Annotated in this window: 21 protein-coding genes and 1 tRNA gene; 11 read left to right on the plus strand and 11 right to left on the minus strand. The window is 42.5% G+C overall.

Going from position 1 to position 24,468, the window contains the following annotated elements; genetic code table 11:
• Positions 1-224 precede the first annotated feature (224 nt).
• The 7 genes from ACTNB3_RS10980 to ACTNB3_RS11010 all read right to left on the minus strand — a co-directional run bounded on the left by ACTNB3_RS10980 (position 225) and on the right by ACTNB3_RS11010 (position 6,116).
• Positions 225-1,484, minus strand: a complete 1,260-nt coding sequence (locus ACTNB3_RS10980) for a site-specific integrase (RefSeq protein ID WP_025642389.1) — start codon at positions 1,482-1,484, stop codon at positions 225-227.
• Between the two features lie 87 nt (positions 1,485-1,571).
• Complete coding sequence (locus ACTNB3_RS10985) at positions 1,572-2,171, minus strand: recombinase family protein (RefSeq protein WP_441025656.1); 600 nt, start codon at positions 2,169-2,171, stop codon at positions 1,572-1,574.
• A 119-nt stretch (positions 2,172-2,290) separates the two neighbouring features.
• Positions 2,291-2,494 (minus strand): hypothetical protein, encoded by a 204-nt coding sequence (locus ACTNB3_RS10990; protein ID WP_025642392.1) that lies wholly within the window; start codon positions 2,492-2,494, stop codon positions 2,291-2,293.
• 3 nt (positions 2,495-2,497) lie between these two features.
• The gene (locus ACTNB3_RS10995; RefSeq protein WP_441025659.1) at positions 2,498-3,223 is read right to left on the minus strand and encodes a hypothetical protein; all 726 of its coding nucleotides are present in this window, start codon (positions 3,221-3,223) and stop codon (positions 2,498-2,500) included.
• A 66-nt stretch (positions 3,224-3,289) separates the two neighbouring features.
• The gene (locus ACTNB3_RS11000) at positions 3,290-3,661 is read right to left on the minus strand and encodes a hypothetical protein (protein WP_441025662.1); all 372 of its coding nucleotides are present in this window, start codon (positions 3,659-3,661) and stop codon (positions 3,290-3,292) included.
• Positions 3,662-3,784: 123 nt separating this feature from the next.
• A complete protein-coding gene (locus ACTNB3_RS11005) occupies positions 3,785-4,828 on the minus strand; it encodes a hypothetical protein (protein ID WP_441025665.1) in 1,044 nt (347 codons plus the stop codon).
• A 487-nt stretch (positions 4,829-5,315) separates the two neighbouring features.
• Positions 5,316-6,116, minus strand: a complete 801-nt coding sequence (locus ACTNB3_RS11010) for a hypothetical protein (protein ID WP_441025668.1) — start codon at positions 6,114-6,116, stop codon at positions 5,316-5,318.
• Between the two features lie 103 nt (positions 6,117-6,219).
• On the opposite strand from ACTNB3_RS11010, the gene ACTNB3_RS11015 reads away from it, so the two are divergent.
• Positions 6,220-6,435 (plus strand): helix-turn-helix domain-containing protein, encoded by a 216-nt coding sequence (locus ACTNB3_RS11015; RefSeq protein ID WP_025642401.1) that lies wholly within the window; start codon positions 6,220-6,222, stop codon positions 6,433-6,435.
• Between the two features lie 122 nt (positions 6,436-6,557).
• On the opposite strand, the gene ACTNB3_RS11020 is transcribed toward ACTNB3_RS11015, so the two are convergent.
• Positions 6,558-6,628 (minus strand) — tRNA-Trp (locus tag ACTNB3_RS11020).
• Between the two features lie 536 nt (positions 6,629-7,164).
• Here ACTNB3_RS11020 and nrdD point away from each other — a divergent pair.
• From nrdD to ACTNB3_RS11070, 10 genes are all read left to right on the plus strand, one after another.
• Positions 7,165-9,354 carry an anaerobic ribonucleoside-triphosphate reductase gene (gene nrdD, locus ACTNB3_RS11025; protein ID WP_427820232.1) on the plus strand — a complete coding sequence of 730 codons (2,190 nt, stop codon included), beginning with the start codon at positions 7,165-7,167 and terminating at the stop codon, positions 9,352-9,354.
• A gap of 27 nt (positions 9,355-9,381) precedes the next feature.
• Positions 9,382-10,359, plus strand: coding sequence for a hypothetical protein (locus ACTNB3_RS11030; protein WP_441025671.1), 978 nt, complete (start codon positions 9,382-9,384; stop codon positions 10,357-10,359).
• Positions 10,360-10,653: 294 nt separating this feature from the next.
• On the plus strand, positions 10,654-11,154 hold the full coding sequence (gene nrdG, locus ACTNB3_RS11035; RefSeq protein WP_427820230.1) for an anaerobic ribonucleoside-triphosphate reductase activating protein: 501 nt from the start codon (positions 10,654-10,656) through the stop codon (positions 11,152-11,154).
• Positions 11,147-11,785 carry a thiamine phosphate synthase gene (gene thiE, locus ACTNB3_RS11040; protein ID WP_427820229.1) on the plus strand — a complete coding sequence of 213 codons (639 nt, stop codon included), beginning with the start codon at positions 11,147-11,149 and terminating at the stop codon, positions 11,783-11,785. The genes nrdG and thiE overlap by 8 nt, the downstream gene beginning before the upstream one ends.
• Positions 11,782-12,438, plus strand: a complete 657-nt coding sequence (locus ACTNB3_RS11045; RefSeq protein ID WP_441018103.1) for an HAD family hydrolase — start codon at positions 11,782-11,784, stop codon at positions 12,436-12,438. Before thiE ends, ACTNB3_RS11045 begins: the two co-directional genes overlap by 4 nt.
• 18 nt (positions 12,439-12,456) lie before the next feature.
• Complete coding sequence (gene thiD, locus ACTNB3_RS11050; protein WP_427820227.1) at positions 12,457-13,263, plus strand: bifunctional hydroxymethylpyrimidine kinase/phosphomethylpyrimidine kinase; 807 nt, start codon at positions 12,457-12,459, stop codon at positions 13,261-13,263.
• Positions 13,260-14,285 carry a threonine aldolase family protein gene (locus tag ACTNB3_RS11055; protein ID WP_441025675.1) on the plus strand — a complete coding sequence of 342 codons (1,026 nt, stop codon included), beginning with the start codon at positions 13,260-13,262 and terminating at the stop codon, positions 14,283-14,285. Before thiD ends, ACTNB3_RS11055 begins: the two co-directional genes overlap by 4 nt.
• Positions 14,286-14,484: 199 nt before the next feature.
• Positions 14,485-15,051: a MarR family winged helix-turn-helix transcriptional regulator gene (locus ACTNB3_RS11060; protein WP_441018099.1), complete on the plus strand. Its 567-nt coding sequence runs from the start codon at positions 14,485-14,487 to the stop codon at positions 15,049-15,051.
• A gap of 1 nt (position 15,052) precedes the next feature.
• Positions 15,053-17,449, plus strand: a complete 2,397-nt coding sequence (locus ACTNB3_RS11065) for an ABC transporter ATP-binding protein (protein WP_441025678.1) — start codon at positions 15,053-15,055, stop codon at positions 17,447-17,449.
• Positions 17,442-19,265, plus strand: coding sequence for an ABC transporter ATP-binding protein (locus tag ACTNB3_RS11070; protein ID WP_427807412.1), 1,824 nt, complete (start codon positions 17,442-17,444; stop codon positions 19,263-19,265). The genes ACTNB3_RS11065 and ACTNB3_RS11070 overlap by 8 nt, the downstream gene beginning before the upstream one ends.
• A gap of 54 nt (positions 19,266-19,319) precedes the next feature.
• Here the strand turns inward: ACTNB3_RS11070 and ACTNB3_RS11075 are convergent, their stop codons facing one another.
• The 3 genes from ACTNB3_RS11075 to ACTNB3_RS11085 all read right to left on the minus strand — a co-directional run bounded on the left by ACTNB3_RS11075 (position 19,320) and on the right by ACTNB3_RS11085 (position 24,464).
• The gene (locus ACTNB3_RS11075; RefSeq protein WP_441025681.1) at positions 19,320-20,966 is read right to left on the minus strand and encodes a SulP family inorganic anion transporter; all 1,647 of its coding nucleotides are present in this window, start codon (positions 20,964-20,966) and stop codon (positions 19,320-19,322) included.
• A gap of 163 nt (positions 20,967-21,129) precedes the next feature.
• Positions 21,130-22,743, minus strand: a complete 1,614-nt coding sequence (locus ACTNB3_RS11080; protein ID WP_427807408.1) for a CTP synthase — start codon at positions 22,741-22,743, stop codon at positions 21,130-21,132.
• 242 nt (positions 22,744-22,985) lie between these two features.
• Positions 22,986-24,464, minus strand: a complete 1,479-nt coding sequence (locus ACTNB3_RS11085; protein ID WP_427807406.1) for a DUF1846 domain-containing protein — start codon at positions 24,462-24,464, stop codon at positions 22,986-22,988.
• Positions 24,465-24,468: the final 4 nt, after the last annotated feature.

Consider the following 24,468-nt stretch of genomic DNA (forward strand, 5'->3'; position numbering starts at 1 on the left):
AAAGATAAATTCGACAACAATAAATCCATAAATTCGACGGCAAAATATTACATATCTAATTCTTAATCAGAAGGATTCAGCCTTCATAGACACAAAACTATTTACGCCCTCGATGAGAGAATCGAACCGCTAAATAAATCTTATCAAATCTCTTGTAATCCCTGTAAATTCAATGTTTGTTGTACTTTTCGATAGTTTGTTTTTGTGTTAACTTGTGTTAAGAATTAACACGATAACGCTTTGCTGATTTGCTCAAACTTCGTGTTATCATTCTTGTTGCTACGATAGTAAAATCTTTTAGTGGTCGCAATATCCGAGTGCCCCATTTGTTCAGCAACAGTACTTTCGTCAACATCTGCATCTAATAGGGTAGTACCATACGTTTTTCTGATTTTATGCATTGACCTATGTTTGATATGCAAATCGTCACATACTCTAGTCAATCGCCTATTAAAAGCATTTGAACGGATACGCTTTCCATGTTCTGAAAACAAATATTCACCGCTTGCGCTTTGTATAAGTATATCATCCAAAATCGCTATCGCCGAATCTGGAATAATTAGATACCTATCTCCTGCTTCTGTTTTAGGAAAGTCTCTCACTTCACAGATACGCTCATTTGTTTCTGGGTCTTTATATGTTATCTCCGTACGCTGAATGTGAATACACTTCCTACTTTTAATTATATCCTCTTTTTTAAGTGCACTCAATTCTCCAACTCGCAAACCTGTTTCAAATGCTAATAGCACTCCCAAATCTCGGATTGTTCCCCTTTTTTGCAAATACGACTTTACAATAGTAATTTCATTTTCGTTGAACACTTCGCTTTCCTTATCAACAACTTTTCTTGTAAAGGCTCTGCGTGACAATTCTAAATCGCCAAAAAAGGTGGTTATGCTTATTGTGGTTAGGTTTTCTTTCTTTCCATACTTAAAGATACCACGTATAATTGTTCGCAATCCGCTATAGGTTTTAGATGAAAGTTTCTTTTCGTGAATAGTTGTTTTTATAAACGTCTCAATGTCCTTCTCCGTTATTTGTCTGAATTTCTTCTGTCTTAATAGGCAATCTTTTGGGAAAAATCTTTTAAAATCATTTAAATATCTATTATGTGATTGTTTTGAGATTTCTCCAAAATATAACCGCTGATTGTTCCACTCATTAAATACTTGGTCTATGTAAGGGTTTAACTCTTTATCCTTATAATACTTGATAATTAAATCCTTAATAGCCTTTTCTGTTGTCCTTACCTTTAAAACATACCCTCTAGGGCTGTTTACATCGTCAAGATAAGTTCTCCATTTACCATCGTTTGATTGCCATACGGTATGATTATGCTGTTCTAAATATTGTTCTCTCTTCATGTTCTCATATTCATTTCGTATGCCTACCAAATCTATGTTATCATTTTTTACTGCAAAATCCAATAATTCATCATTAGAAATGAATTCTGCAATAGAAATAATGTTATGTTCTGTTTTCATTTTGCCAACTCCGTTTTATCCATCATCTACATAAGTTCTCATAGTTTCACTCCTTCACTGTTTGTTATGTGCGATTCTTATAATCGCTTATTTTGTATTGTTATGTTTTGATAAAGATTTTCCTACACGCTCTTTTTTTGCACGAATCAGTGTGCTTTTACTAATTCCTGTTTTTGCTTCCACTTGCTTGTAACTGTTTTCTCCCAACAAGGATAGAGCAAGTTCAATCTGTTCTCTACCAAATTTTTTGGGTCTGCCCTCTGTAAAATTAGGGTTTTGTTTTGCAATGGCTTTTCCCTCTTGTGTTCGTTCAACAATCATATCTCTTTCAAACTCTGCAAAAGCCAACATTATTGTTCTGATTAATTTTCCTGTTGGTGTATTGTCCATAATTCCCATATTTAAGATATGGACAGTAACACCCTTGTTTAACAATGAATTGACTAATTCAATTCCCTGTGTTGCACTTCTTGCAACTCTATCCAGTTTTGTTACAATCAATTTATCCCCTTCCTTTATTTGGGATAGTAGTTTGTCTAATTCCGGTCTGTGCGCTTTTGTTCCTGTAAACACATCAGAAAAAATTATTTCTGCACCTGCTTCTTTTAATACTGTTTCTTGTCCTTCTAAACTGTTTCCATCTTTAGCCTGTCCTTTTGTACTTACCCTTGCATATCCATAAATCATTAATTTTTTGCCCTCCACTTATGACACTAAGTATTGACACCTTTGCATACTTCTATTCTACATTGCTTTTGAAACGGTGTCAATACTTTTAAGTTATGAATATGATAAGGGTAAAAAAATTAATGTCTGTTTTCTTTTACTGCCTGCATGAGATAGAAGATTGAACATTCCTCTTTCATTTTACTAAGCATATGTTTCAATATCTTGTTGAAAATCCATGTTCTGCATTTATGGCGCATCTTATACGCATTAGTCACAATTCTATAATATGCCAGTGCATCAGTATCAGAATGTTCTGTCGTGTTCTGTTTTTCGTCTATCATGGTTTATTCCTCCTCATCATCATTAAAATAGTAGTTGTTTTCTTCATTGCCTATTTTCTTCTGTATGTTCCTTAGATTAAAGGCTTTCATGTACAGCTTTCCAAGTTCTGAACCCTTTTCGGCAAGTAAAGACGCTTTGTTTTGTTCAAATACTATCTCTGCTGGATTCTTACTTTTCTCTACAATAATTTGCTTTTGTTTCGCTGTAAATGAATTTGCATATTGTGGAAGAGTAGCAATCTTCATAAGTGCCAGAGCATCAACTCTTGTTGCATCCTTAATCCAGTTCCCTACACGCCTGCGATTTCCTACGCCACCATCGTTAGTGTTACCCATTTGCATAAGGAATTGTAGCATTCTGTGTTCCGCTTGCGTAGTCAACTCCTGCAATTGTTCAGGCAATTCCTCGAACTTATCACTCTTAATTTTATCAATCTCTATATTTGATGTGCTAATAGAAGCGTTTAACTCTTCTGTGACCTTCTTTAATCTGTTATCCAATTTTGTTCTCAACCTTGCCACATCTACAGACTCTTTACCTGCTTCATGTGCATATGCGCTGATTTCATTTCTTACCTGTAAGAATGTTTTTGCATCAGATACCTTTTCAATGTTACGTAAGATATTATTATACATTCTCGCTAGTCTGTAGGCTTTATCCTCAGTAGATTCTCTGGTCATGTTATGTTTGGTTCTATTATTGTTGTAAACTCGCTCTGCTAAACTCATTATATAATTCCCTCCATTCTCTTTGCCCTCTGTGGCTTTTATCTGCCTTTTAGAGGGTTGTTATCTCTAGGGGGTATATATTTCATCTCCCCAGTCATCATCTTCTGTATCTGGCTCATTTTCAACCTCTTTGATAAGTTTTGTTTGTTCTTCGTAAGATAATCCATCTTTTTCTGAATCCTTTGTCACAATGTGAACTACCATGTTTCGTTGTACTTCATCCTCGAGTACAAAGCCCTCTGGGAGAACTTTGTTGAGAATGAACATGCTGGCTTTTAATCGTGATGTGCTGTCCATACTGTGACGCATAATGCTAACGATCGTTTCAAGTGCTTCTGGTGTGTGTGACAGAAATAAACGTCTCAGAATCTCTCTGTCGATTTTCTGTTGCTCATCTAGAACAGGTCTCCCTCGTTTGTTTTGTTTGGTCTGTATCATCTTATCACCTCGCATTGTATGTATAATGGCTTTATAAACCGATATTCACGAATTACCAAGAACATTAGTAAAACACTGGATTGTTTTGATTTTTCCTCCCACGCAAAATACTGAATTTGTTACCTAATCGGTATCGCTAATTTTCATTGCGCTTGATACGTCCTCTAGTATGACAATTACCCTATCTGATATATCAATACCTTCCCCCTGCATCCGTTTTGTTACAGAAGAAAGCATTTTCCTGTATGCTCCATCTGATTTGTTTTGTTCTTTATAGTATCGTTTCAGTGCTTTGCGGTAAATTCTCATATCATAAACAACATCTCTATTGATTAGAAGAGCATTATAGGCACTGGAATGATGTAATTGGTCGAACATAAGTTGTTCTGCTTCTTTTAAGAATCCTCTCATCTGTGGCAACACAATTTCTGCATAGTCTACTTTAAACTGGTCTATGAACTTTCTTATTGCATCTTGCTTTAGCACGTCTTGGAGCGTAATATAACCATCTTTTTTCTTTAGCACGTGTATTATTCCACGCTCACAGTAGACACCCTCTAAACGAAAAATAGAGGTGTCTCCACCAAATTCAGAGAACGCACCTTTTGAGTAGCATTTAAATTTCAAACGCCTGTTGGTGCAAATGGATGTTTCAAATGATTTTGTTACTTCATCCTTCAAAAATGTGTGACCGTTTCTTCTTTTGCCTGTAACATACTTCATAATAGGCTTTGTTCTAACACTGTTTTTAATATTGCGCTCTTTGCTCGGTCTGTCCACTTGCAAGAAAACTCTGCTCATAAAACTCATTATGCTGTCAACTGTCAGTTCGTCTACACATCCCATATCAACAGTACAAGCAACCTCAATCTGTTTCACAATCAACTCGCTCCAATCTCTGGAAATCATCGTTTTCAACGCTCTATTTATTGTTTGAACCACATCTAAGAGCATCTTTGTGTCACTAACTCTGAACCCAATGTTATTGTTTTGGCGTATCGCCCTAGGTAAAATAATTCCAATTTCTGTCGTACTGTATTTTGGTATTAATCTTATTAATGGTTTGTCAGAATCTTCCGGGAACTTTGTTTCGCAAGGAACGAGACACCCGGAGACAATGCAAGTAATACCATCAATTCCTATAGACACATTTTTCCTTGTTCTCATGTTTCACCCCTTTCTGCAATTTTCGCCATAATAAAACCCATGTAGTAAAAATGTATGGCAAATACGGTTACTACATGGGCTGAACTATGAGAACAAACAAAGTGAAACTTATCGTGTGGTCTTTTTATAGAGATACGTTACGTGCATTACTCTGGAAACAGCACACCACATAAACAAGAGTCACTTTTGCCCTAGCAACTGTGTTTATATAATTTATTCAATTAATTCTTCACTGGGTTGTTATATGTCCGACCTTTGGACTTGATTTGTTCAGAATAACAACAATTGATTTGTTGTTCTAGTTGTTCTAGTTGTTCTATATTTTATAATAATATTATACTATGCACAAAAATTGTTCGTCAAGTAGAAACATAAAAAATTTAATGAAATTTTGCCCTGTATATTTTTCTCATTCTATGCCCTGTTTATATATGCCCCTGTGACCTCGTATTTTGAGATTCTAGGGGCATTTTTCTCATCCTATATATCAATAGGTTAATGCTTGATGATTCCACCATTCATCTGCTATAGATGGAATATTCTTAGAAAGAAAATTATCAAAATTGATTTTTTTGATTGTCTCGTTGTTGAAAGTTGCTTTAATAACAATATCCTCTTCAATATTTCCATATGAATCTTGTAAAGGATAAGTAACATTAATATCAACATTAACATCTATGTCCTCTTGGATTCCTTTTAAAATGTTAGCAATATCCATATACATTCCTTCTACTGTCATTTTAGAGGTTAAGTTTTCACTGCCTTTAAATTTTATCAATGCAAAATTGTTATCTGGAACATAGTTAAACGTTTCCAAATTTTCTTCTCCCACAACTTTTATAATCTTTTCCTTTATGGCTTCCTCTGTTGAATCTTTTGTTGTCTTGTCCTCGGAAACCGTACTTTCTTTGGTTTGTTTAGTTGATTCTTCTTTTTTCGGTTTTTCTTCTGTCTTCTTTTTCTCTTCCTCTTCCTTTTTTTCTGGTTTCTTTTTTTTATCCTTTTCGGATTGTTCTTTTTCTGTTTGTTCCTTTTTTGCCTGTTCTTCTTTCTCTTGCTCTTTTTGCTCTTCAAGTCGTTGCTGTTCATACTTTGCCCTGCTTTCTGGTGTTTCAAATACTGCAAACAATACAATGCTTACAACGAAAACAACTACAGAAATCAATAAGCCTTTAGAATAAAGTTTCTTTTTAGGCTTTTTCCTTATTTTGTTTACAATAAGCATAATTATAAAAATGAATCCTGCAAACATTGAACACATACATAACAAGGTGGCAAATAATTCCATAAACAAAACCTCTCTTCCTTTGTTTTATTAAAATATTAGCCGATTATGGCTAATATTATTATAGCCAATATATGGGTATTATGCAAGTAGGAGGATTTGCCTTATGATAACTTACGACCCATTTTGGACAACATTAAAATCAAAAAACATTTCACAATATAAGTTGATAAAAGATTTTCATGTATCAGCAGGTCAATTATCACGTATGAGAAAGAATCAATATATTTCAACACACACAGTTGATGTCTTGTGTAACATCTTAGATTGTCAAATAGAAGATATAATGATATTTTCTAAAACTATGGCACAAGACAAATAAAAAAGCAATGGTATGAATACAAATTGTTTTGTACACATAACATTGCTTTTTTCTTGTGTTAACTTTCGTGTTAACTTTTTCTAGTAGGCATACGAAAAGCCTTTCTTTTACTAGATTTTTAACAGGGGATGAGAGAATCGAACTCCCGCTAAGAGTTTTGGAGACTCCTGTCATACCATTTGACCAATCCCCTATGTATTGAATTGATTTGCGTGAAATCACACTGTATTCTTATACCATAGTTTGTAATATTTGTCAATCAATATCTTTGAAAATAGAGTGCCGGGAAGTAAAAAAATAATGGGAGTGAAAGTTGAGGTTTACGTGCTAATCTGTAATTATTTTGTTTTAGAACGTAGTGGTTGGGGAGTATTACGTTTTGTTTTCAATTTGTTGCTGTATTCGCTATACTAGTATATCGGCTTGGTCATTAAGCTGAATTAAGATAATCAGAAAATAATGTATTTCATTTCGAAGTTCTTGAGTTGTATATGTACGTTGGTAGACACCGATATAATTGGCAGAAATTATTTTTGATTCAAAGATAAGAGTTGCAATTTTCTGAAAAAATGTGGAAATGAAGAATTTTAAAAATATGGCGATTTGCTCTTTTATTTTGCCATGGATTGGTGTATGATAGATAACGTAGCCACCAAATATAGTGGAGAAACGCAAAAGTGACGCAACATTTGGTAGATGTTGATAGGGGTTAAAGGTAAGGAGAAATATATGGATACAGTAGTAAAAACAAGGGTTATCAAGAGGAATGGGGAAGAAGTATCATTTGATCAGACTAAGATTGTGAATGCGATTGAGAAGGCTAATCAGGAGATTGCACCGATTCATCAGATGAATCAGCATCAGATTCTGGCGATCGCAGATACCATTGCTCAGAAGGCAGAAGAGATGACACATGCTGTTCATGTGGAAGATATACAAGATATGGTAGAGACCGGAATTATGGAGATGCGTGGGTATGAGGTGGCGCAGAAGTACGTGCGCTATCGTTATAAGAGAGAACTGACTCGTAAGTCCAATACTACAGATAATGGAATTCTGTCTCTTCTGGAACACATGAATGAAGAAGTGAAGCAGGAAAATTCGAATAAGAATCCGGTCATCAATTCGACACAGAGAGATTATATGGCAGGAGAAGTAAGTAAGGATCTGACTCGCCGTGTCCTTTTGCCGGAAGAGATTGTACGTGCACATGAAGAAGGAATCATCCATTTCCATGATATGGATTATTTTGCACAGAAGGAACATAACTGTGATCTGATCAACCTGGAGGATATGCTTCAGAACGGAACGGTGATCAGCGAAACGATGATTGAGAAACCGCACAGCTTTTTTACTGCTTGTAATGTCACCACACAGATCGTAGCACAGGTAGCCAGCAACCAGTATGGCGGACAGTCATTTACACTGTCTCATCTGGCACCGTTTGTGGATGTGAGCCGTCAGAAAATCCGTAAGAGTGTGATTGAGGAGAGAATGGAATCCGGTGAATCACTGGATGAAGGAATCATCAAAAAAGTGACAGAGCGTCGTCTCCGTGAGGAAGTGAAGAGCGGAATCCAGACGATCCAGTATCAGCTGATCACGCTGATGACCTGTAACGGACAGGCACCGTTTGTGACTATGTTCATGTATCTGGATGAGGTCCCGGAAGGACAGACCAGAGATGACCTTGCGATGATCATTGAAGAAGTACTGATCCAGCGTATGCAGGGAGTTAAAAATGAGAAGGGTGTCTGGATCACTCCGGCTTTCCCGAAACTGATCTATGTGCTGGATGAGGATAATATCACAGAAGAATCCAAGTACTGGTATCTGACAGAACTGGCAGCAAAATGTACCGCAAAACGTATGGTTCCGGATTACATTTCCGCAAAGAAGATGCGAGAACTGAAGCAGGGCGATGTGTACACCTGTATGGGATGCCGTTCTTTCCTGACGGTAGAAGATTCTCAGCGCAATCCGGATGGAAGCCACAAATACTACGGAAGATTTAATCAGGGAGTTGTGACGATCAATCTTGTAGACGTTGCATGTTCTTCCGAAGGGGATATGGATAAATTCTGGGAAATCCTGGATGAGAGACTGGAACTTTGCCACAGAGCACTCCGCTGCCGCCACGAACGTCTGCTTGGTACCGTTTCAGACGTGGCTCCGATCCTCTGGCAGCATGGAGCACTGGCCAGACTGAAAAAGGGAGAGAAGATCGACAAACTGCTTTATAACGGATATTCAACGATTTCGTTGGGTTATGCAGGACTTTATGAAATGTGCGTGCGCATGCTCGGCAAATCACATACAGATCCAGAGGCGAAGCCATTTGCACTGGCTGTTATGCAGAGACTGAATGATAAATGTAAAGAGTGGAAAGAGGCAGAAAATATTAGTTATTCTGTTTACGGAACACCGATGGAATCTACAACCTACCGCTTTGCAAAATGCCTGCAGCGCCGGTTTGGAATCATTCCGGGTGTAACGGATAAGAATTATATTACGAATAGTTATCATGTTCATGTGACCGAGCAGATCGATGCATTCCAGAAGCTGAAATTTGAATCTGATTTCCAGAAATTATCACCGGGCGGGGCAATCAGCTATGTGGAAGTTCCGAACATGCAGAATAACATTCCGGCAGTTCTTACAGTTATGAAATTTATTTATGACAATATTATGTACGCGGAACTGAATACCAAGAGTGATTTCTGCGAATGCTGCGGATATGACGGGGAGATCCAGATCGAAGAAGATGAGACAGGAAAACTGATCTGGAGATGCCCGAACTGTGGTAATACCAATCAGGATAAGCTCTTTGTGGCAAGAAGAACCTGTGGATATATCGGAACGCAGTTCTGGAATCAGGGACGTACACAGGAGATTAAGGACAGGGTGCTGCATTTGTAAATAAGAAATGATTAAAAGAATTGTACTATGAAAAAAAGATATTTTTTGAAGATGCTGCTATTTATGATTTTAGGTATGGTAATTTTGCCTGGATGTACAAAGTCGCAGGTGCTGAAAGGGAAGAGTGAAGAAGAACAACTGGAAAAGCAAAAAGAGAAATCACCTTATTATTTTTCATTTACCGTCACAAAAGAAGAAGGAAATAAGTTGAATACTTATAATTATATTTCTGATTTTGAGACGAAGACGATAGATGAAAAGTCGAAGATTCCTTACACCTCCCAATATCCTTTGACTGTATACTTAGATTCAAAGGATGAGGTATATTACACATACCGAGAAGATGGAGCAGGCGATGATGAGATTTATCGAAAGAAGTGCGGAAGTTTGAACGGGAACCGGTTGACAGATTCTTTATTTGCCGTTAATTATATTTTCCCATTTGCAGACAGAGTATATCTTGTAGCTGTTGAAAATGGAACAAGGGCGATGGGCTTGTTTAAGCTTGAAAATGGAGAAATATGCAGGCTGCTGAAGGATGAGGATGCATTTGTATGGCAGGTGAATTACAATTCTGATATAGAGAAAATTGTATTCAATACATATTCCCAGTCGGAATTTGATGAGAAGATGGCAAATAATATGGGAGAAGAATCTTTTGGTGTGAATACGATTTATGAGATGGATTTAGAAACAGAAAGAATCCAGAAGATTGCAGATGTAGAGGCGGGATATATGACAGCAATTGTATTAGATTCTTCTGGTGACATTTATTATCAAATAGGAGATTGGTACAAACTGAAAAATGGAAAATCCCAGAAATCGACTATCTTTGAGGATTTAAAGATAGATAAACTGATTTCCATGCAAAATAGGAAAGTGTATTATATTTCATATGAATCGGAAATTATAGGTTATGACTTAGAAACCGGAGAGAAAGAATCATTTTATACCCTAAAAGAGAAAAATGCAGCAATAAATAATGCGGTGTTATTGAGAAGATAAAGTATACGATATCGAATCATAATTATTAATTTCAAATAAGGCATTTCATTACTGACTGTGATGGAATGCCTTGTTATATCTTTGACTCAATCAGGGCTCTTTATGAAGCAAAACAGAAGGGGAAAGCACGTTCCGTCATTTACCGGACGGCTGAATTATGTGAAGAGAAAAATATGTATTAGAATGGTCCCTTTCGCTGGGGAGGAATGGCTTGAAAATACAGGCTGATTCGCTTATAATAATCCATAGACTGATTACTGTGAAATTTGAAAAAAGAATTGTAGGTGATATGTCATGAATTATGGGAATATAAAAGAATGCGATATTGCAAATGGGCCGGGCGTCAGAGTCAGTTTGTTTGTTTCGGGATGCCGACATCATTGTAAAGGCTGTTTTAACGCGGAAACCTGGGATTTCGCGTATGGAAGTCCATTTACTGAAGAGACGCTGGCGGAATTGTTGGAAGCGCTGAGACCGGATTATATTCAGGGATTTACGCTTCTTGGGGGAGAACCTTTTGAACCGGAGAATCAGCAGGTGCTGGTAAATGTGCTGAGGCGTATCCGGGAAACGTATCCGGGTAAGAATATCTGGTGTTATACGGGATATTTGTATGATGTCGATCTGATTCCCGGTGGAAAAGTATTTACCGATGTAACAGAGGAAATGCTTTCCTATGTAGATGTATTGGTGGATGGACCATTTGTGGAAGCGGAGAAGGATCTTACGCTGGTATTTCGGGGAAGCAGGAATCAGAGAATACTGGATCTGAGGCAGGAAAGAGAAAATGGATAAGAAAGATTTGTTATTATACGCGGTGACGGACCGGAGCTGGCTTGATGAAGGAGAGACTCTGGAGGAGCAGGTGGAGAAGTGCCTGAAAGGCGGGGCAACCTGCATCCAGCTTCGGGAGAAGCATCTGAGTGAAGAAGAGTTTCTGGAAGAGGCCCGAAGGATGAAAGTAGTGTGCGCAAAGTATCATGTGCCGCTTCTGATCAATGATAATGTGGAGATCGCTCTTGCCGTGGATGCGGATGGTGTTCATGTGGGGCAAAGTGATATGGAAGCGCAGGATGTGCGCGCGAAAATGGGACCGGACAAGATAATCGGGGTCACGGCGAAGACGGTGGAGCAGGCACTTCTGGCAGAAAAGCATGGGGCGGATTATCTGGGCTCCGGTGCTGTATTCGGCACCAGTACCAAGGAAGATGCTTCGAAGATGGATCATAAGGTTCTGAAGCAGATTTGCCAGGCAGTAAACATTCCGGTTGTGGCGATCGGGGGAATTACAGAGGAAAATGTGGCAGAACTGGCGGGAAATGGAATATGTGGTGTTGCAGTTGTCAGTGCAATTTTTGCAAAAAAGGATATTGAAGCGGCGACAAGAGAACTGAAGCTGCGGACGGAAGAGATGGTGAAAGCGTGATTCAATATGCGATTTTTGATGTAGACGGGACACTCCTGGATTCGATGTCTATCTGGGAAGAGGCGACTGAGCAGCTTCTGAGAAAGAAAGGAATTGTTCCGGAGGATGGGCTTATTGATACGATCATGCATATGAGCATGGAAGAAGGTTCTGCTTATGTGAAGGAGAAGTATCAGATGCCTGAGACGGCAGAAGAGATTCTTACGGGGATTGTAGAGTTTGTTGAGAAGTTTTATCGGGAGAAAGCGGGATTTAAGAAGGATGTCCGGGTGCTTCTGGATGAACTGAAGAAGAGGAATGTGAAAATGGTGGTTGCCACTTCGGGAAGTGCGGAACTTGCCGGAGCAGCACTTGAACGTCTCGGGGTTCGGGATTATTTTTTGAGGATTTTTTCCTGCGGAGAGGTCGGCGCCGGGAAAACGCGGCCGGATATTTTCCTGAAAGCAGCGGAAACATTGGGGAGTACTCCGGAGGAGACCTGGGTGTTCGAGGATGCTGTTCATGCGGTCAGAACGGCGAAACAGAGCGGGTTTAAGGTGACTGTGATCTATGATGAAAGCAGCAAAAAAGACTGGGAAGAAATCAAGTCTCTGGGGGATGTGGTTCTGGAGGAATCGGATTCTTATATGAAATTCTTCGATAAGCAGGGATAGCAGAAAGGAAAGTGTGAGATGAAAACAGCATTAACAATAGCAGGCAGTGATTCGAGTGGAGGCGCCGGTATTCAGGCGGATATTAAGACGATGACGGTCAACGGGGTCTACGCCATGAGTGCAATCACGGCCTTGACGGCACAGAATACGACCGGTGTCACGGGAATTATTGAAGTGACGCCTGATTTTCTGGGAAAACAGCTGGATGCGGTTTTTACGGACATCCGGCCGGATGCAGTGAAGATCGGAATGGTTTCCGGGAAGGCATTGATTGAAACGATTGCGGACAAGCTGGAAGTGTATCATGCGGAAAATATCGTTGTGGATCCTGTGATGGTTGCCACCAGTGGGGCAAGGCTGATCAGTGAGGAGGCGATCGGCGCATTGAAAGAGAGACTGCTTCCGATGGCGACGGTATTGACGCCGAATATTCCCGAAGCTGAGGTGCTTGCCGATATGCAGGTGAAGACGGAGGAAGACATGGTAACTGCAGCAGAAGTGATCAGCCGCAGATATGGCTGCGCAGTTCTGTTAAAAGGCGGGCATCAGCTGAATGATGCCAATGATCTGCTTTATCGGGAGGGAAGCATAAAATGGTTCTGCGGCAGAAGGATCGATAATCCGAATACCCACGGAACGGGATGCACCTTATCCAGTGCGATCGCGGCAAATCTGGCGAAGGGATTTGATCTGGATACATCGGTGGAACGGGCAAAGGAATATATTTCCGGTGCGCTTTCGGCCATGCTGGATCTGGGAAGCGGAAGCGGGCCGATGAACCATGCCTTTGCGGTTACCGGAAAATTTACGGAGGAACAGTCATGATATTATTTAACAGTGATTATACAGAGGGAGCACATCCCAGAATTCTGGAAAGATTGATGGAGACGAATCTGGAGCAGACTACCGGTTATGGGGAGGATGCTTACTGTGAGGCGGCAAGAGAAGCGATTCGAAAGGTGTGCGATGCGCCGGAAGCGGATGTACATTTCCTGGTGGGAGGAACGCAGGCGAATTTTACCGTTATTTCGTCGGCTCTGAAACCATATCAGGGCGTTTTGTGTGCGGATACCGGCCATATCAATGTACACGAGACCGGTGCGGTGGAGGCATGCGGACACAAGGTGCTTGCACTTCCGGGGAAGGATGGCAAGATCACGGCTGAGCAGATTAGGAATGCGCATGATCTGCACTGGAGCGATGAGTCACACGAACATATCGCGCAGCCGAAGATGGTATACATTTCCCATCCAACAGAGCTTGGAACCCTGTATACGAAAGGTGAGTTGGAAGAAATCGGGCGTGTCTGCCGGGAATGCGGTCTGTATCTGTTTCTCGACGGGGCAAGGCTAGGGTATGGTCTGATGGCTCCGGGGACGGATGTGACAATTGCGGATATTGCAAAAATTTGCGATGTGTTTTATATTGGCGGTACGAAAATCGGCGCGCTCTTTGGGGAAGCAGTTGTGATCATGAATCCCCAGTTGAAACCGGATTTCCGCTACTGTATTAAACAGAAGGGTGGTATGTTGGCAAAGGGGCGTCTTCTGGGAATTCAATTTCTGGAGCTGTTCCGGGACGGGTTGTATTTTGAGATTGCAAAGCATGCGATCGATATGGCGATGATTTTAAAGGAAGGGTTGAAGGAAAAAGGGTATTCTTTCTTTATGGACAGCGTGACGAACCAGCAGTTTATTATGATCGAGGATGAGAAGCTTGAGAAGATCCGTGAAAAATACGGTGTGACATATCAGCAGAGATATGATGAGACGCACAGCGTAATCCGGCTTTGTACCAGCTGGGCTACGACGGAGGAGAATGTGAGATCACTTCTGGCGGATCTGTAAATATGAAAATGTAAGATGTATACGTAAAAAAAGGTCCGGTGGACCTTTTTTTTGTTTTGGGGGATAAAGATAAAGTTAAATATCTAATTAAATAATGCGCAGAAATTATAATAAAAGTATAAAATCTTTTCTCATACAATTGACATTTCTGTACATAAATCATAGAATAACCGTTAGACATCTAAGCATTGGAGGTGAGATGATGTATCAGGATGAACGGAGAGAAGGCGACAGTACCGGCATGTGCTGTGACAAAAACATACCATTACTGTTTTTGATGCATCAGGTGTTTCATATGAATGTGCAGTATATTATTCACTTGATAGAACCTTTGAAGATCAAGCCGGGACACGCCGGGATTTTGCTTTTCCTTAGAAAAGCAGGGCCGCTCTCGCAGCGTGAGATCGCGGATCATATCGGGGTGAAGCCGCCGTCTGTGACGGTCGCGATCCAGAAGCTGGAGAAGCTGGAGTATGTGGAGCGCAGACCGGACAAGAAGGATCAGCGTATCGTAAATATTCAGATCACGGAGAAGGGGATGGAATGCACAGAGAAGTTAATGACAATTGCGGATCAGGCAGATGCGGTACTGTTCAAGGATATGAGTGTAGAAGAAAAGCTGCTGCTCCGGCGTTTGATGCTGCAGATGCGGGAAAATCTTTTTTCTGTAAAGGAGATTAATCTGAAAGAATTAATGGAAACATGTCCCCATATGGACCAGACAGAAAAGGGATATGTGAAAACGAGAAGAAAGGATCGTTGTTGATATGAGAAAATTATTGAAACATTTGAAACCGTATACGGTGACCATTGTTGTTATCATCGGTTTCCTGATTGTTCAGGCAACCTGCGATCTGTCACTTCCTTCTTATACTTCTGACATTGTAAATGTGGGAATTCAGCAGGGAGGAATTGACGAGAAGATACCGGAAGCTGTTACCGAAGAGGAGATGGAGAGGCTGCTTTTGTTTATGAGCAGGGAGGATAGCGAACGGGTGCTGGAGGCGTATGAGCTGAAGACGGCGGATACCGGATATGACTGTGAAGGCAGTGTTTATGTTCTGAAGGAATCAGCTGCCGAAGACAAGGAAGAAGTGCAGGAATTGTCGGAAATCCTGGGACAGCCGATGCTGCTGGTATCCGGATTTGAGTCTGATAGCGATACAACCAAACAGATGGAAGTATCGATGAAGGACAACATGAAAGCAGCCATTCAGTCACAGGCGGAGGCAAAGGCAAAGAAAGCCGCCTCTCAGATGACAGAAGAGGAGAAGGCTGCTCTTGAGGCAAATCCGGAGCTTGCTAAGAAACAGCAGGAAGAAATGCAGGCGCAGATTGAAGCGCAGATGCAGAAGATTGATGAAGCGGATATGTTCGAAATTTTGGGAATGCTCTCTGAGGATCAGAGAGAAGAGATGGTAGCACAGATTGCAGAAAAAATGGATGATATGCCGGATTCGATCGTGGAGCAGGCAGCTACGGCTTATATAAAGACTGTGTATGAAAAGCTGGGAATGGATACGGAACAAATTCAGAACAGCTATATTCTGAGAACAGGTGCGAAGATGATCGGCCTAGCATTTCTTGGAATGCTTGCCAGTGTGATGGTGGGACTTCTGGCATCCCGTGTTGCGGCTAGAACCGGACGTGACTTAAGAAGCAGGGTATTCAAGAAAGTAGTCGGATTTTCAAACGCGGAATTCGACCATTTCTCAACGGCATCCCTGATTACAAGGAGTACCAATGATATCCAGCAGATTCAGATGCTGGTCGTTATGTTACTGAGGATGGTAATGTATGCACCGATCATGGCAGCAGGCGGAATCATCAAGGTATTCCGGACCAATGTCGATATGTCATGGATCATCGGACTTGCGGTTGTGCTCATACTTCTGCTTGTGTTGGTATTATTTATCGTGGCAATGCCGAAATTCAAGATTTTGCAGAACATGGTGGACCGTCTGAATCTGGTAACGAGGGAGATCCTTACCGGACTTTCTGTTATCCGGGCGTTCAGTACGGAGAAATATGAAGAGAAGCGTTTTGATAATGCAAACAAAGATCTGATGAAGACAAATCTGTTTGTAAATCGTGCGATGACATTTATGATGCCGGTCATGATGCTGGTCATGAATGGAATTACGATTCTGATCGTCTGGAACGGGGCGCATGGAATCGATAACGGAAATATGCAGGTCGGTGATATGATGGCATTTATCCAGTATACGATGCAGATCATCATGTCGTTCTTAATGATCTGTATGGTGTCCATCATGCTCCCGAGAGCGGCGGTCGCTGCAGATCGTGTAGATGAAATTCTTGCGAGTAAAACAGCAATCGAGGATCCAGAGAATCCGGAAACACTCCCTGCAGGAAGTAAAGGAGAAGTGGTGTTTGATCATGTAAACTTCCGCTATCCGGGGGCCGAGGAGGATGTGCTTCATGATATTCATTTCACGGCAAAACCTGGACAGACGACAGCGATCATCGGAAGTACTGGAAGCGGAAAGTCTACGCTCGTCAACCTGATTCCGAGATTCTATGATGTGACAGGCGGAAGGATCCTGATCGACGGAACCGATATCCGGGAAATCACTCAGCATGAGCTTCGGGACAAATTAGGATATGTTCCGCAGAAAGGGGTACTGTTCTCAGGTACGATCGAATCCAATATTCTTTACGGAAATCCGGATGGAACGAAGGCGGAGATGGAAGAGGCGGCTTCGATTGCCCAGGCGACAGAATTTATCGAAGAGAAGCGTAAAAAATATGACAGTCCGATCGCTCAGGGCGGAACCAATGTCTCCGGAGGACAGAAACAGAGATTGTCCATTGCGCGTGCGATCGCGAAGAAGCCGGATGTCTTTATTTTCGATGACAGCTTCTCCGCGCTGGATTATAAAACCGACGTAACGCTGCGGGCTGCCTTGAAGGAAAAGACGCAGGACAGTACCGTTATTATTGTGGCGCAGAGAATCAGCACGATTCTCCATGCAGAACAGATCATCGTTCTGGATGAGGGAAGAATAGCGGGAATCGGTACACATAAAGAGCTTTTGAAAAACTGTGATGCATATTATCAGATTGCTTCTTCGCAGTTGTCCGAGAAGGAACTTGCGGGAGATATGGGAACGACCGGAAAGGAGGAGATGGCGCATGCCTAGACACGGAGGACACGGACCGATGAAATCAACGGAAAAAGCGAAAGATTTCGGCGGGACTATGAAAAAACTGATCAATTACATGAGTGTATATAAAATCGGCATTTTCTTTGTCGCGGTATTTGCGATCGGAAGTACCGTTTTCAGTATATTGGGTCCTAAGGTTCTTGGAAAAGCGACGACGGAGATCTTTAACGGACTGATCAGCAAGATATCCGGAGGCGACGGGATTGATTTTGGGAAAATAGGAAAGATACTGATTGCGCTTCTCTGCCTCTACGCGGTAAGTGCGCTGCTGTCTTTCCTGCAGGGATTTATTATGACAGGAATATCACAGAAAATGACATACCGCATGAGAAAGGAAATTTCCGAGAAAATCAACCGCCTGCCAATGAAATATTTTGACAAGACGACACACGGAGAGGTACTCTCCAGAGTGACGAATGATGTGGATACGCTCAGCCAAAGTCTGAACCAGAGTGCAACGCAGTTGATCACTTCTGTGACAACGCTCATTGGTGTTCTGGTGATGATGCTGAGCATCAGTCCACTGATGACGGTCGTGGCACTTTTGATTCTTCCAATCTCTATGATATTTGTATCTACGATCGTAAAGCATTCTCAGAAGTTCTTTAAGAGCCAGCAGGAATATCTGGGACATATTAATGGACAGGTGGAAGAGGTTTATGGCGGACACAATATTGTAAAGGCATTCAACAAAGAAAAGGATGTGATCCGAACCTTTGATGAGACGAATGAGATCCTTTATCAGTCGGCGTGGAAATCACAGTTCCTTTCCGGTATGATGATGCCGATCATGCAGTTTGTCGGCAATCTGGGATACGTCGGTGTTTCGATCCTTGGAGGATATCTGGCAATCCGCAAAACAATTGAAGTGGGTGATATCCAGTCCTTCATTCAGTATGTGCGTTCTTTTACCCAACCGATCCAGCAGGTAGCGCAGGTCGCGAATATGCTGCAGTCTACGGCGGCAGCTTCCGAGCGAGTATTTGAATTCCTTGGAGAAGAAGAAGAGGACCAGGTTGTGGAACATCCGGTTTCTGTGGAGGGACTGGAAGGAAATGTCACGTTCGATCATGTACAATTTGGTTATAATCCGGATCATGTGATCATCCATGATTTCTCGGCTGAGGTACATCAGGGACAGAAGATTGCCATTGTCGGTCCTACAGGAGCCGGCAAGACCACGATGATCAAACTGCTGATGCGTTTTTATGATGTGAATAAGGGAGCGATTCTGGTTGACGGACATAATGTCAGGGATTTCAACAGGAGTGAGCTCAGGGAAATGTTCGGAATGGTGCTTCAGGACACCTGGCTGTTCAACGGAACGATTGAGGATAATATCCGCTACGGCAAGCTGGATGCGACACATGAGGAAGTGGTAGCGGCCGCGAAAGCGGCACATGTACACCGGTTTGTACAGACTCTGCCGAACGGGTACCAGATGGAACTAAATGAAGAGGCGAGCAATGTGTCCCAGGGGCAGAAACAGCTTCTTACGATCGCAAGAGCGATTCTGGCGGATCCGAAGATTCTGATTCTGGACGAGGCAACAAGCTCTGTTGACACCAGAACGGAAGTCCAGATTCAGAAAGCAATGGATAACCTGATGAAGGGAAGAACCAGCTTTGTAATTGCACATCGTCTCTCAACGATACGGGATGCGGACCTGATTCTGGTGATGAAGGACGGAGATATTATCGAACAGGGAAGGCATGAAGAATTGCTTGCGAAAGGCGGCTTTTATGCCGAGCTATATAATTCTCAGTTTGAATCTGCTTCAAGCTGTGCATAGAGAAAAAGCGGGCGATATCCATATGACATCGCCCGCTTTTTCAATGGAAAGATTTTATATTTGGATCAGTTTTTCTGCGCGTTCCAGAGATTCTTCAATATTGCTGCAGAAATTCTCTTTTCCGGCCATTTTCACAAAGCCGGCTTTATTCAGTGCATTCATAGGCTGTTCATTTACATGAGAGAAGATTATCGTAATGTTGTCTTCTTTACATTTTTTCCATAAATCGATCAGAGAGTTCATGGCTGTGCTGTCTAATGCTGGAACACCGCGCATACGGAGTATCAGACATTTGGTTTTGCTATGGCAGATGATTTGTTCGATGGAGTCGGCTGCGCCAAAGAAGAGCGGACCATTGATTTCGTAAACGCTGATCTCACGCGGAAGTACGCGAAGCTGACTATTTACTTCTTCACTGTCGTCATCTGCATAGGTCCATCCTCTTATACTTGTCTCATCGCTCATGCGCTTGATAAATAACAGACATGCAAGAAGCATTCCGATCTCGATTGCAACTACAAGGTCGAAGACGATGGTGAGGATAAAGGTAATGACAAGAACTGCGATGTCGCTCTTTGGGGAAGTCTTTACCAGACGAACAAACGGTCTCCACTGGCACATATTGTATGCAACAATGAAAAGAATCGCAGCGATTGTCGGCATAGGAATCATTCCGGCGAATGGCATCAGGACGACAAGAACCAAAACCAGAGTGATAGAATGTACCATACCGGCAATCGGAGTGCGGCCACCGTTCTTGATGTTGGCAGCAGTACGTGCAATGGCTCCTGTTGCAGGGATTCCTCCGAAGAATGCAGAAGCCATATTGCCGGCGCCCTGGGCAATCAGTTCCGTATTGGAACGGTGTTTGCTGTTGATCATTCCATCGGCAACCACACAGGAGAGAAGCGATTCAATGGCTGCCAGCACTGCGATGGTAAATGCATCCGGAAGTGCGGTGCGTATCATTTCAAAGCTCATGGACGGCAGATGGAATGACGGCAGACGGTTACTGATGGTATACAGATCCCCGATGGTATTGACCTTCAGAGGCAGGAATCTCACCATCAGGATTCCGACGATCACGGCAATCAATGATCCCGGGATTTTCTTAGCAAAATATGGAGCGATGATCAGGACGGCAAGACTGACGAGGCCGACGATTACGGCATGGATGTTCAGGGTAGAGATATTTTGGATAAATGCTTCCAGTTTCTCCATAGTCTCGATCGGCTTCACGCCTTCCGGATAGGTGAGACCACAGAAGTCTTTGAGCTGTCCAATGACAATCGTTACGGCAATTCCTGCGGTAAATCCGGTAGTGATTGTAAATGGAATGAATTTGATTAAGCTGCCAAAATGGCAGATACCCATAATGACCAGAATGATTCCGGCAAGGATGGTTGCCGCAGCGAGGCCGTCGGTGCCGCTTTTGGCGACAATACCGGCTACGATGGTTGCAAATGCAGCGGTCGGCCCGGCGATTTGTACTGCACTACCCCCGAGTGCAGAGATAACGAATCCAGCTACGATTGCGGTGAAGATTCCGGCTTCCGGCCCCACACCGGAAGCAAGTGCAAGTGCGATAGAAAGCGGAAGCGCAATAATAGCCACAATAATGCCAGCTGTTACATCCTTGATGAACTGTGAACGGTCATAGCCTTTCAGGGTTGTAAGCAGCATTGGTTTGAAAGTTCCCATGTTTACTTGTTCCTCCTTTAGATAAACTTTTGTAGTTCCCGAAGTGAATATATCCTTCTGGTTCATAACTCCCAATATAAGTATATCAAAGGGAAAAGATGTGGTAAAGAAAAAAAGTGCCCGAAGTGGCAAACTTCAGGCACTAAATCAAATACATAAAGGATTAGTTCTTAGAAGACTGGTAATCCAGTGCGGCTTCTACAAAACCTTTAAACAACGGATGCGGTTTGTTTGGACGAGACTTTAGTTCCGGATGAGCCTGAGTCCCGATGAACCATGGGTGGTCTGGAATCTCGATCATTTCCACGATCCTTCCGTCCGGAGATAAGCCGGAGAGCTTCATGCCGTTCTTTTCCAGCACATCACGGTAGTCATTGTTGACTTCGTAACGGTGGCGGTGCCGTTCGGAAATCTCTTTCTTGCCGTAGAGCGAGTAGGCCTTGCTTGTCTCATCAAGAACACAAGGGTAAGATCCCAGTCTTAAGGTTCCTCCAATATTTTCCACGCCAATCTGATCCGGCATAATATGGATGACAGGATGCGTGGTGTCCGGTTTCAGTTCCACACTGTGTGCATCGTGATATCCGACCACATTTCTTGCAAATTCCACAATGGAAAGCTGCATGCCAAGACAGAGACCGAGAAATGGAACTTTGTGTGTGCGGGCGTATTTGATTGCTTCGATCTTTCCGTCTATACCGCGGTCTCCGAAACCTCCCGGCACGAGGATACCGCTTACATCGGATAGAATCGTATCCACATTCTCCGGAGTTACCGTTTCTGAATCCACCCATTTAATATTTACGGTAGTATGACTGTAAATACCGCCGTGCTTTAAGGCTTCTACTACACTGATATAGGCATCGTGGAGCTGGATGTATTTTCCGACCAGTGCTACAGTCACTTCCTGAGTAGGATGCTTCAGACAGTCTACCATCTCTCTCCAGTCCTTGAGGTCCGGCTCCGGACATGGAAGATGAAGGGATTCGCACACAACTGATGCGAGGTGTTCCTCCTCCATGGCAAGCGGTGCTTCGTAAAGATACTCTACGTCCAGATTCTGGAGAACATGGCTTGCAGGTACATTACAGAACAGGGCGATTTTGTCCTTGATGCCGTCGTCCAGCGGATGTTCGGAACGGCAGACGAGAATATCCGGCTGAATGCCCATTCCCTGGAGCTCTTTTACACTTGCCTGAGTCGGTTTGGTTTTCATTTCCTGAGAAGCGCGAAGATACGGAATCAGGGTTACATGGATCAGGATGACATTTTCATGCCCCATATCATGCTGGAACTGACGAAGCGATTCCAGGAAAGGCTGACTTTCGATATCGCCTACGGTTCCGCCTACTTCAATGATTGCAATCTCTGTGTCGGTAGCGGTTGGGTTTCTGTAAAAACGGCTTTTGATTTCGTTTGTGATATGGGGAATGACCTGGACGGTTCCTCCTCCGAAGTCTCCCCGGCGTTCCTTCTGCAGAACAGACCAGTAAATTTTACCGGTTGTAACATTGGAATTTCTGGTAAGACTTTCATCAATAAAACGTTCATAATGTCCGAGATCGAGATCGGTTTCCGCACCGTCATCGGTTACGAATACTTCTCCGTGCTGTACCGGATTCATGGTTCCCGGGTCAATGTTGATATATGGATCGAATTTCTGCATGGTGACCGTGTAGCCGCGTGCTTTTAAAAGACGACCGAGGGATGCTGCTGTGATTCCTTTGCCGAGACCGGATACAACACCTCCGGTGACAAATACATATTTTACTGCCATAATAACCTCCTTATACTATACTGCTCATACCATTACTATATTTTTTCTCTAAAAAAAGCGAAAAAAACCATAAGATATCAATCTTTGGCTTCCTCGTCAAACCCGGTTCGAAATGAAACCGGCAATTATATAATTGTGAAATAAAATACTTTAAAAGTATACACCCAATCCACAGGAAAATACAATCTTTTTTTGCAGACTGGGTGTAAAAAAATCACAAAGTTTGAATGGTGAATTTGTGCTTATTGGTAAATTGGTTTTTTCTCATATTTCGGCTCAGAAGTTGTCTGAATAGAAAGCTTCTGAAACAGGCGGACATCCACATTTGCCAGCATGACAGAGGTGTGCGCCTGACAGCCTTTCAGCTTCGGAATCTGATTCAGGGCAAGTTCTGCAACAGGGTCAGTAGAAGCGCTGATGGAAAGTGCGATCAGGACTTCGTCGATGTGAAGACGCGGATTGCGGCTTCCAAGATATTCTGTCTTGACTTTCTGAATCGGCTCGATTGCTGCCGGAGAGATCACATGTACACTGTGATCAATGCCTGCAAGCTCTTTTAATGCATTCAGAATCAGGGCGGCTGAAGCACCGAGAAGTTTGGAAGTCTTACCGGTTACGATTTTTCCGTCCGGAAGCTCCAGTGCTGCGGCAGGTCCGTCGGTCTCGGCGGCTAGATCCAGTGCGGCATCTACTACCTTGCGGTCGTGTACGGTAACGCCAGCCTGATTCATAAGAAGTTCAATTTTATAGGCTTCTTCACGTGGACAGCTTCCGGCAAGAAAGCGGTCCATAGTATGATAATAACGGCGGATGATCTCCTGCTTGGATGCCTCGCGGCAGACTTCATCGTCGCAGATACAGTTCCCGGCCATATTGACACCCATATCAGTTGGAGATTTGTAAGGACTACTTCCGTAGATGCGCTCAAATATTGCACAAAGTACCGGAAAAATCTCTACGTCACGATTGTAGTTGACTGTGGTTTCTCCATATGCTTCCAGATGGAACGGATCAATCATGTTGACATCGTTCAGATCGGCCGTCGCAGCCTCATAGGCAAGATTGACTGGATGTTTGAGCGGTATGTTCCAGATCGGAAATGTCTCAAATTTCGCATATCCAGCGTGGATTCCGCGTTTGTGTTCGTGATAGAGCTGGGAGAGGCATGTCGCCATCTTGCCGCTTCCCGGTCCTGGTGCTGTGATAACAACCAAGGGGCGAGTGGTTTCAATATAATCATTCTTACCGTATCCTTCGTCACTGACGATCAGTGGTATATTGGAAGGATACCCTTCTATCATATAATGAATATAAACTTTAATTCCCATCTTTTCCAGACGTCCTTTGAACAGATGTGCACTGTTCTGACCGGAATATTGCGTGATTACAACACTTCCTACATAGAGGCCGTTTTCTTCAAAGGAGTCCTTCAGACGCAGAACGTCTGTGTCATACGTGATCCCCAGATCACCGCGTACTTTGTTTGCTTCTATGTCGGCAGCGCTTATGACGATGACGATCTCGGCAGTATCTGAAAGTTCTTTAAGAAGGCGGAGCTTGCTGTCCGGCATAAAACCGGGAAGAACTCTGGCTGCATGGTAGTCATCAAAAAGCTTTCCACCGAATTCGAGGTAAAGCTTGTTGTCAAATTTATTGATACGTTCACGAATATGTGAAGACTGCATGCTAAGATATTTTTCATTGTCAAATCCGATTTTCATTGGT

The organism is Bariatricus sp. HCP28S3_D3, assembly GCF_052065755.1.
In the GTDB taxonomy this organism is placed as follows: domain Bacteria; phylum Bacillota; class Clostridia; order Lachnospirales; family Lachnospiraceae; genus Allocoprococcus.

Bases quoted from the DNA above. Each gene is read 5' to 3' on its own strand.
- ACTNB3_RS11070 (WP_427807412.1), top strand. From the start codon at position 17,442: ATGCCTAGACACGGAGGACACGGACCGATGAAATCAACGGAAAAAGCG.
- ACTNB3_RS10985 (WP_441025656.1), bottom strand. From the start codon at position 2,171: ATGATTTATGGATATGCAAGGGTAAGTACAAAAGGACAGGCTAAAGAT.
- ACTNB3_RS11085 (WP_427807406.1), bottom strand. From the start codon at position 24,464: ATGAAAATCGGATTTGACAATGAAAAATATCTTAGCATGCAGTCTTCA.
- ACTNB3_RS11005 (WP_441025665.1), bottom strand. From the start codon at position 4,828: ATGAGAACAAGGAAAAATGTGTCTATAGGAATTGATGGTATTACTTGC.
- thiE (WP_427820229.1), top strand. From the start codon at position 11,147: ATGGATAAGAAAGATTTGTTATTATACGCGGTGACGGACCGGAGCTGG.
- nrdD (WP_427820232.1), top strand. From the start codon at position 7,165: ATGGATACAGTAGTAAAAACAAGGGTTATCAAGAGGAATGGGGAAGAA.
- ACTNB3_RS11030 (WP_441025671.1), top strand. From the start codon at position 9,382: ATGAAAAAAAGATATTTTTTGAAGATGCTGCTATTTATGATTTTAGGT.
- ACTNB3_RS11065 (WP_441025678.1), top strand. From the start codon at position 15,053: ATGAGAAAATTATTGAAACATTTGAAACCGTATACGGTGACCATTGTT.
- ACTNB3_RS11080 (WP_427807408.1), bottom strand. From the start codon at position 22,743: ATGGCAGTAAAATATGTATTTGTCACCGGAGGTGTTGTATCCGGTCTC.
- ACTNB3_RS10990 (WP_025642392.1), bottom strand. From the start codon at position 2,494: ATGATAGACGAAAAACAGAACACGACAGAACATTCTGATACTGATGCA.
- thiD (WP_427820227.1), top strand. From the start codon at position 12,457: ATGAAAACAGCATTAACAATAGCAGGCAGTGATTCGAGTGGAGGCGCC.
- nrdG (WP_427820230.1), top strand. From the start codon at position 10,654: ATGAATTATGGGAATATAAAAGAATGCGATATTGCAAATGGGCCGGGC.
- ACTNB3_RS11055 (WP_441025675.1), top strand. From the start codon at position 13,260: ATGATATTATTTAACAGTGATTATACAGAGGGAGCACATCCCAGAATT.
- ACTNB3_RS11000 (WP_441025662.1), bottom strand. From the start codon at position 3,661: ATGATACAGACCAAACAAAACAAACGAGGGAGACCTGTTCTAGATGAG.
- ACTNB3_RS11075 (WP_441025681.1), bottom strand. From the start codon at position 20,966: ATGGGAACTTTCAAACCAATGCTGCTTACAACCCTGAAAGGCTATGAC.
- ACTNB3_RS10980 (WP_025642389.1), bottom strand. From the start codon at position 1,484: ATGAAAACAGAACATAACATTATTTCTATTGCAGAATTCATTTCTAAT.
- ACTNB3_RS10995 (WP_441025659.1), bottom strand. From the start codon at position 3,223: ATGAGTTTAGCAGAGCGAGTTTACAACAATAATAGAACCAAACATAAC.
- ACTNB3_RS11060 (WP_441018099.1), top strand. From the start codon at position 14,485: ATGATGTATCAGGATGAACGGAGAGAAGGCGACAGTACCGGCATGTGC.
- ACTNB3_RS11015 (WP_025642401.1), top strand. From the start codon at position 6,220: ATGATAACTTACGACCCATTTTGGACAACATTAAAATCAAAAAACATT.
- ACTNB3_RS11010 (WP_441025668.1), bottom strand. From the start codon at position 6,116: ATGGAATTATTTGCCACCTTGTTATGTATGTGTTCAATGTTTGCAGGA.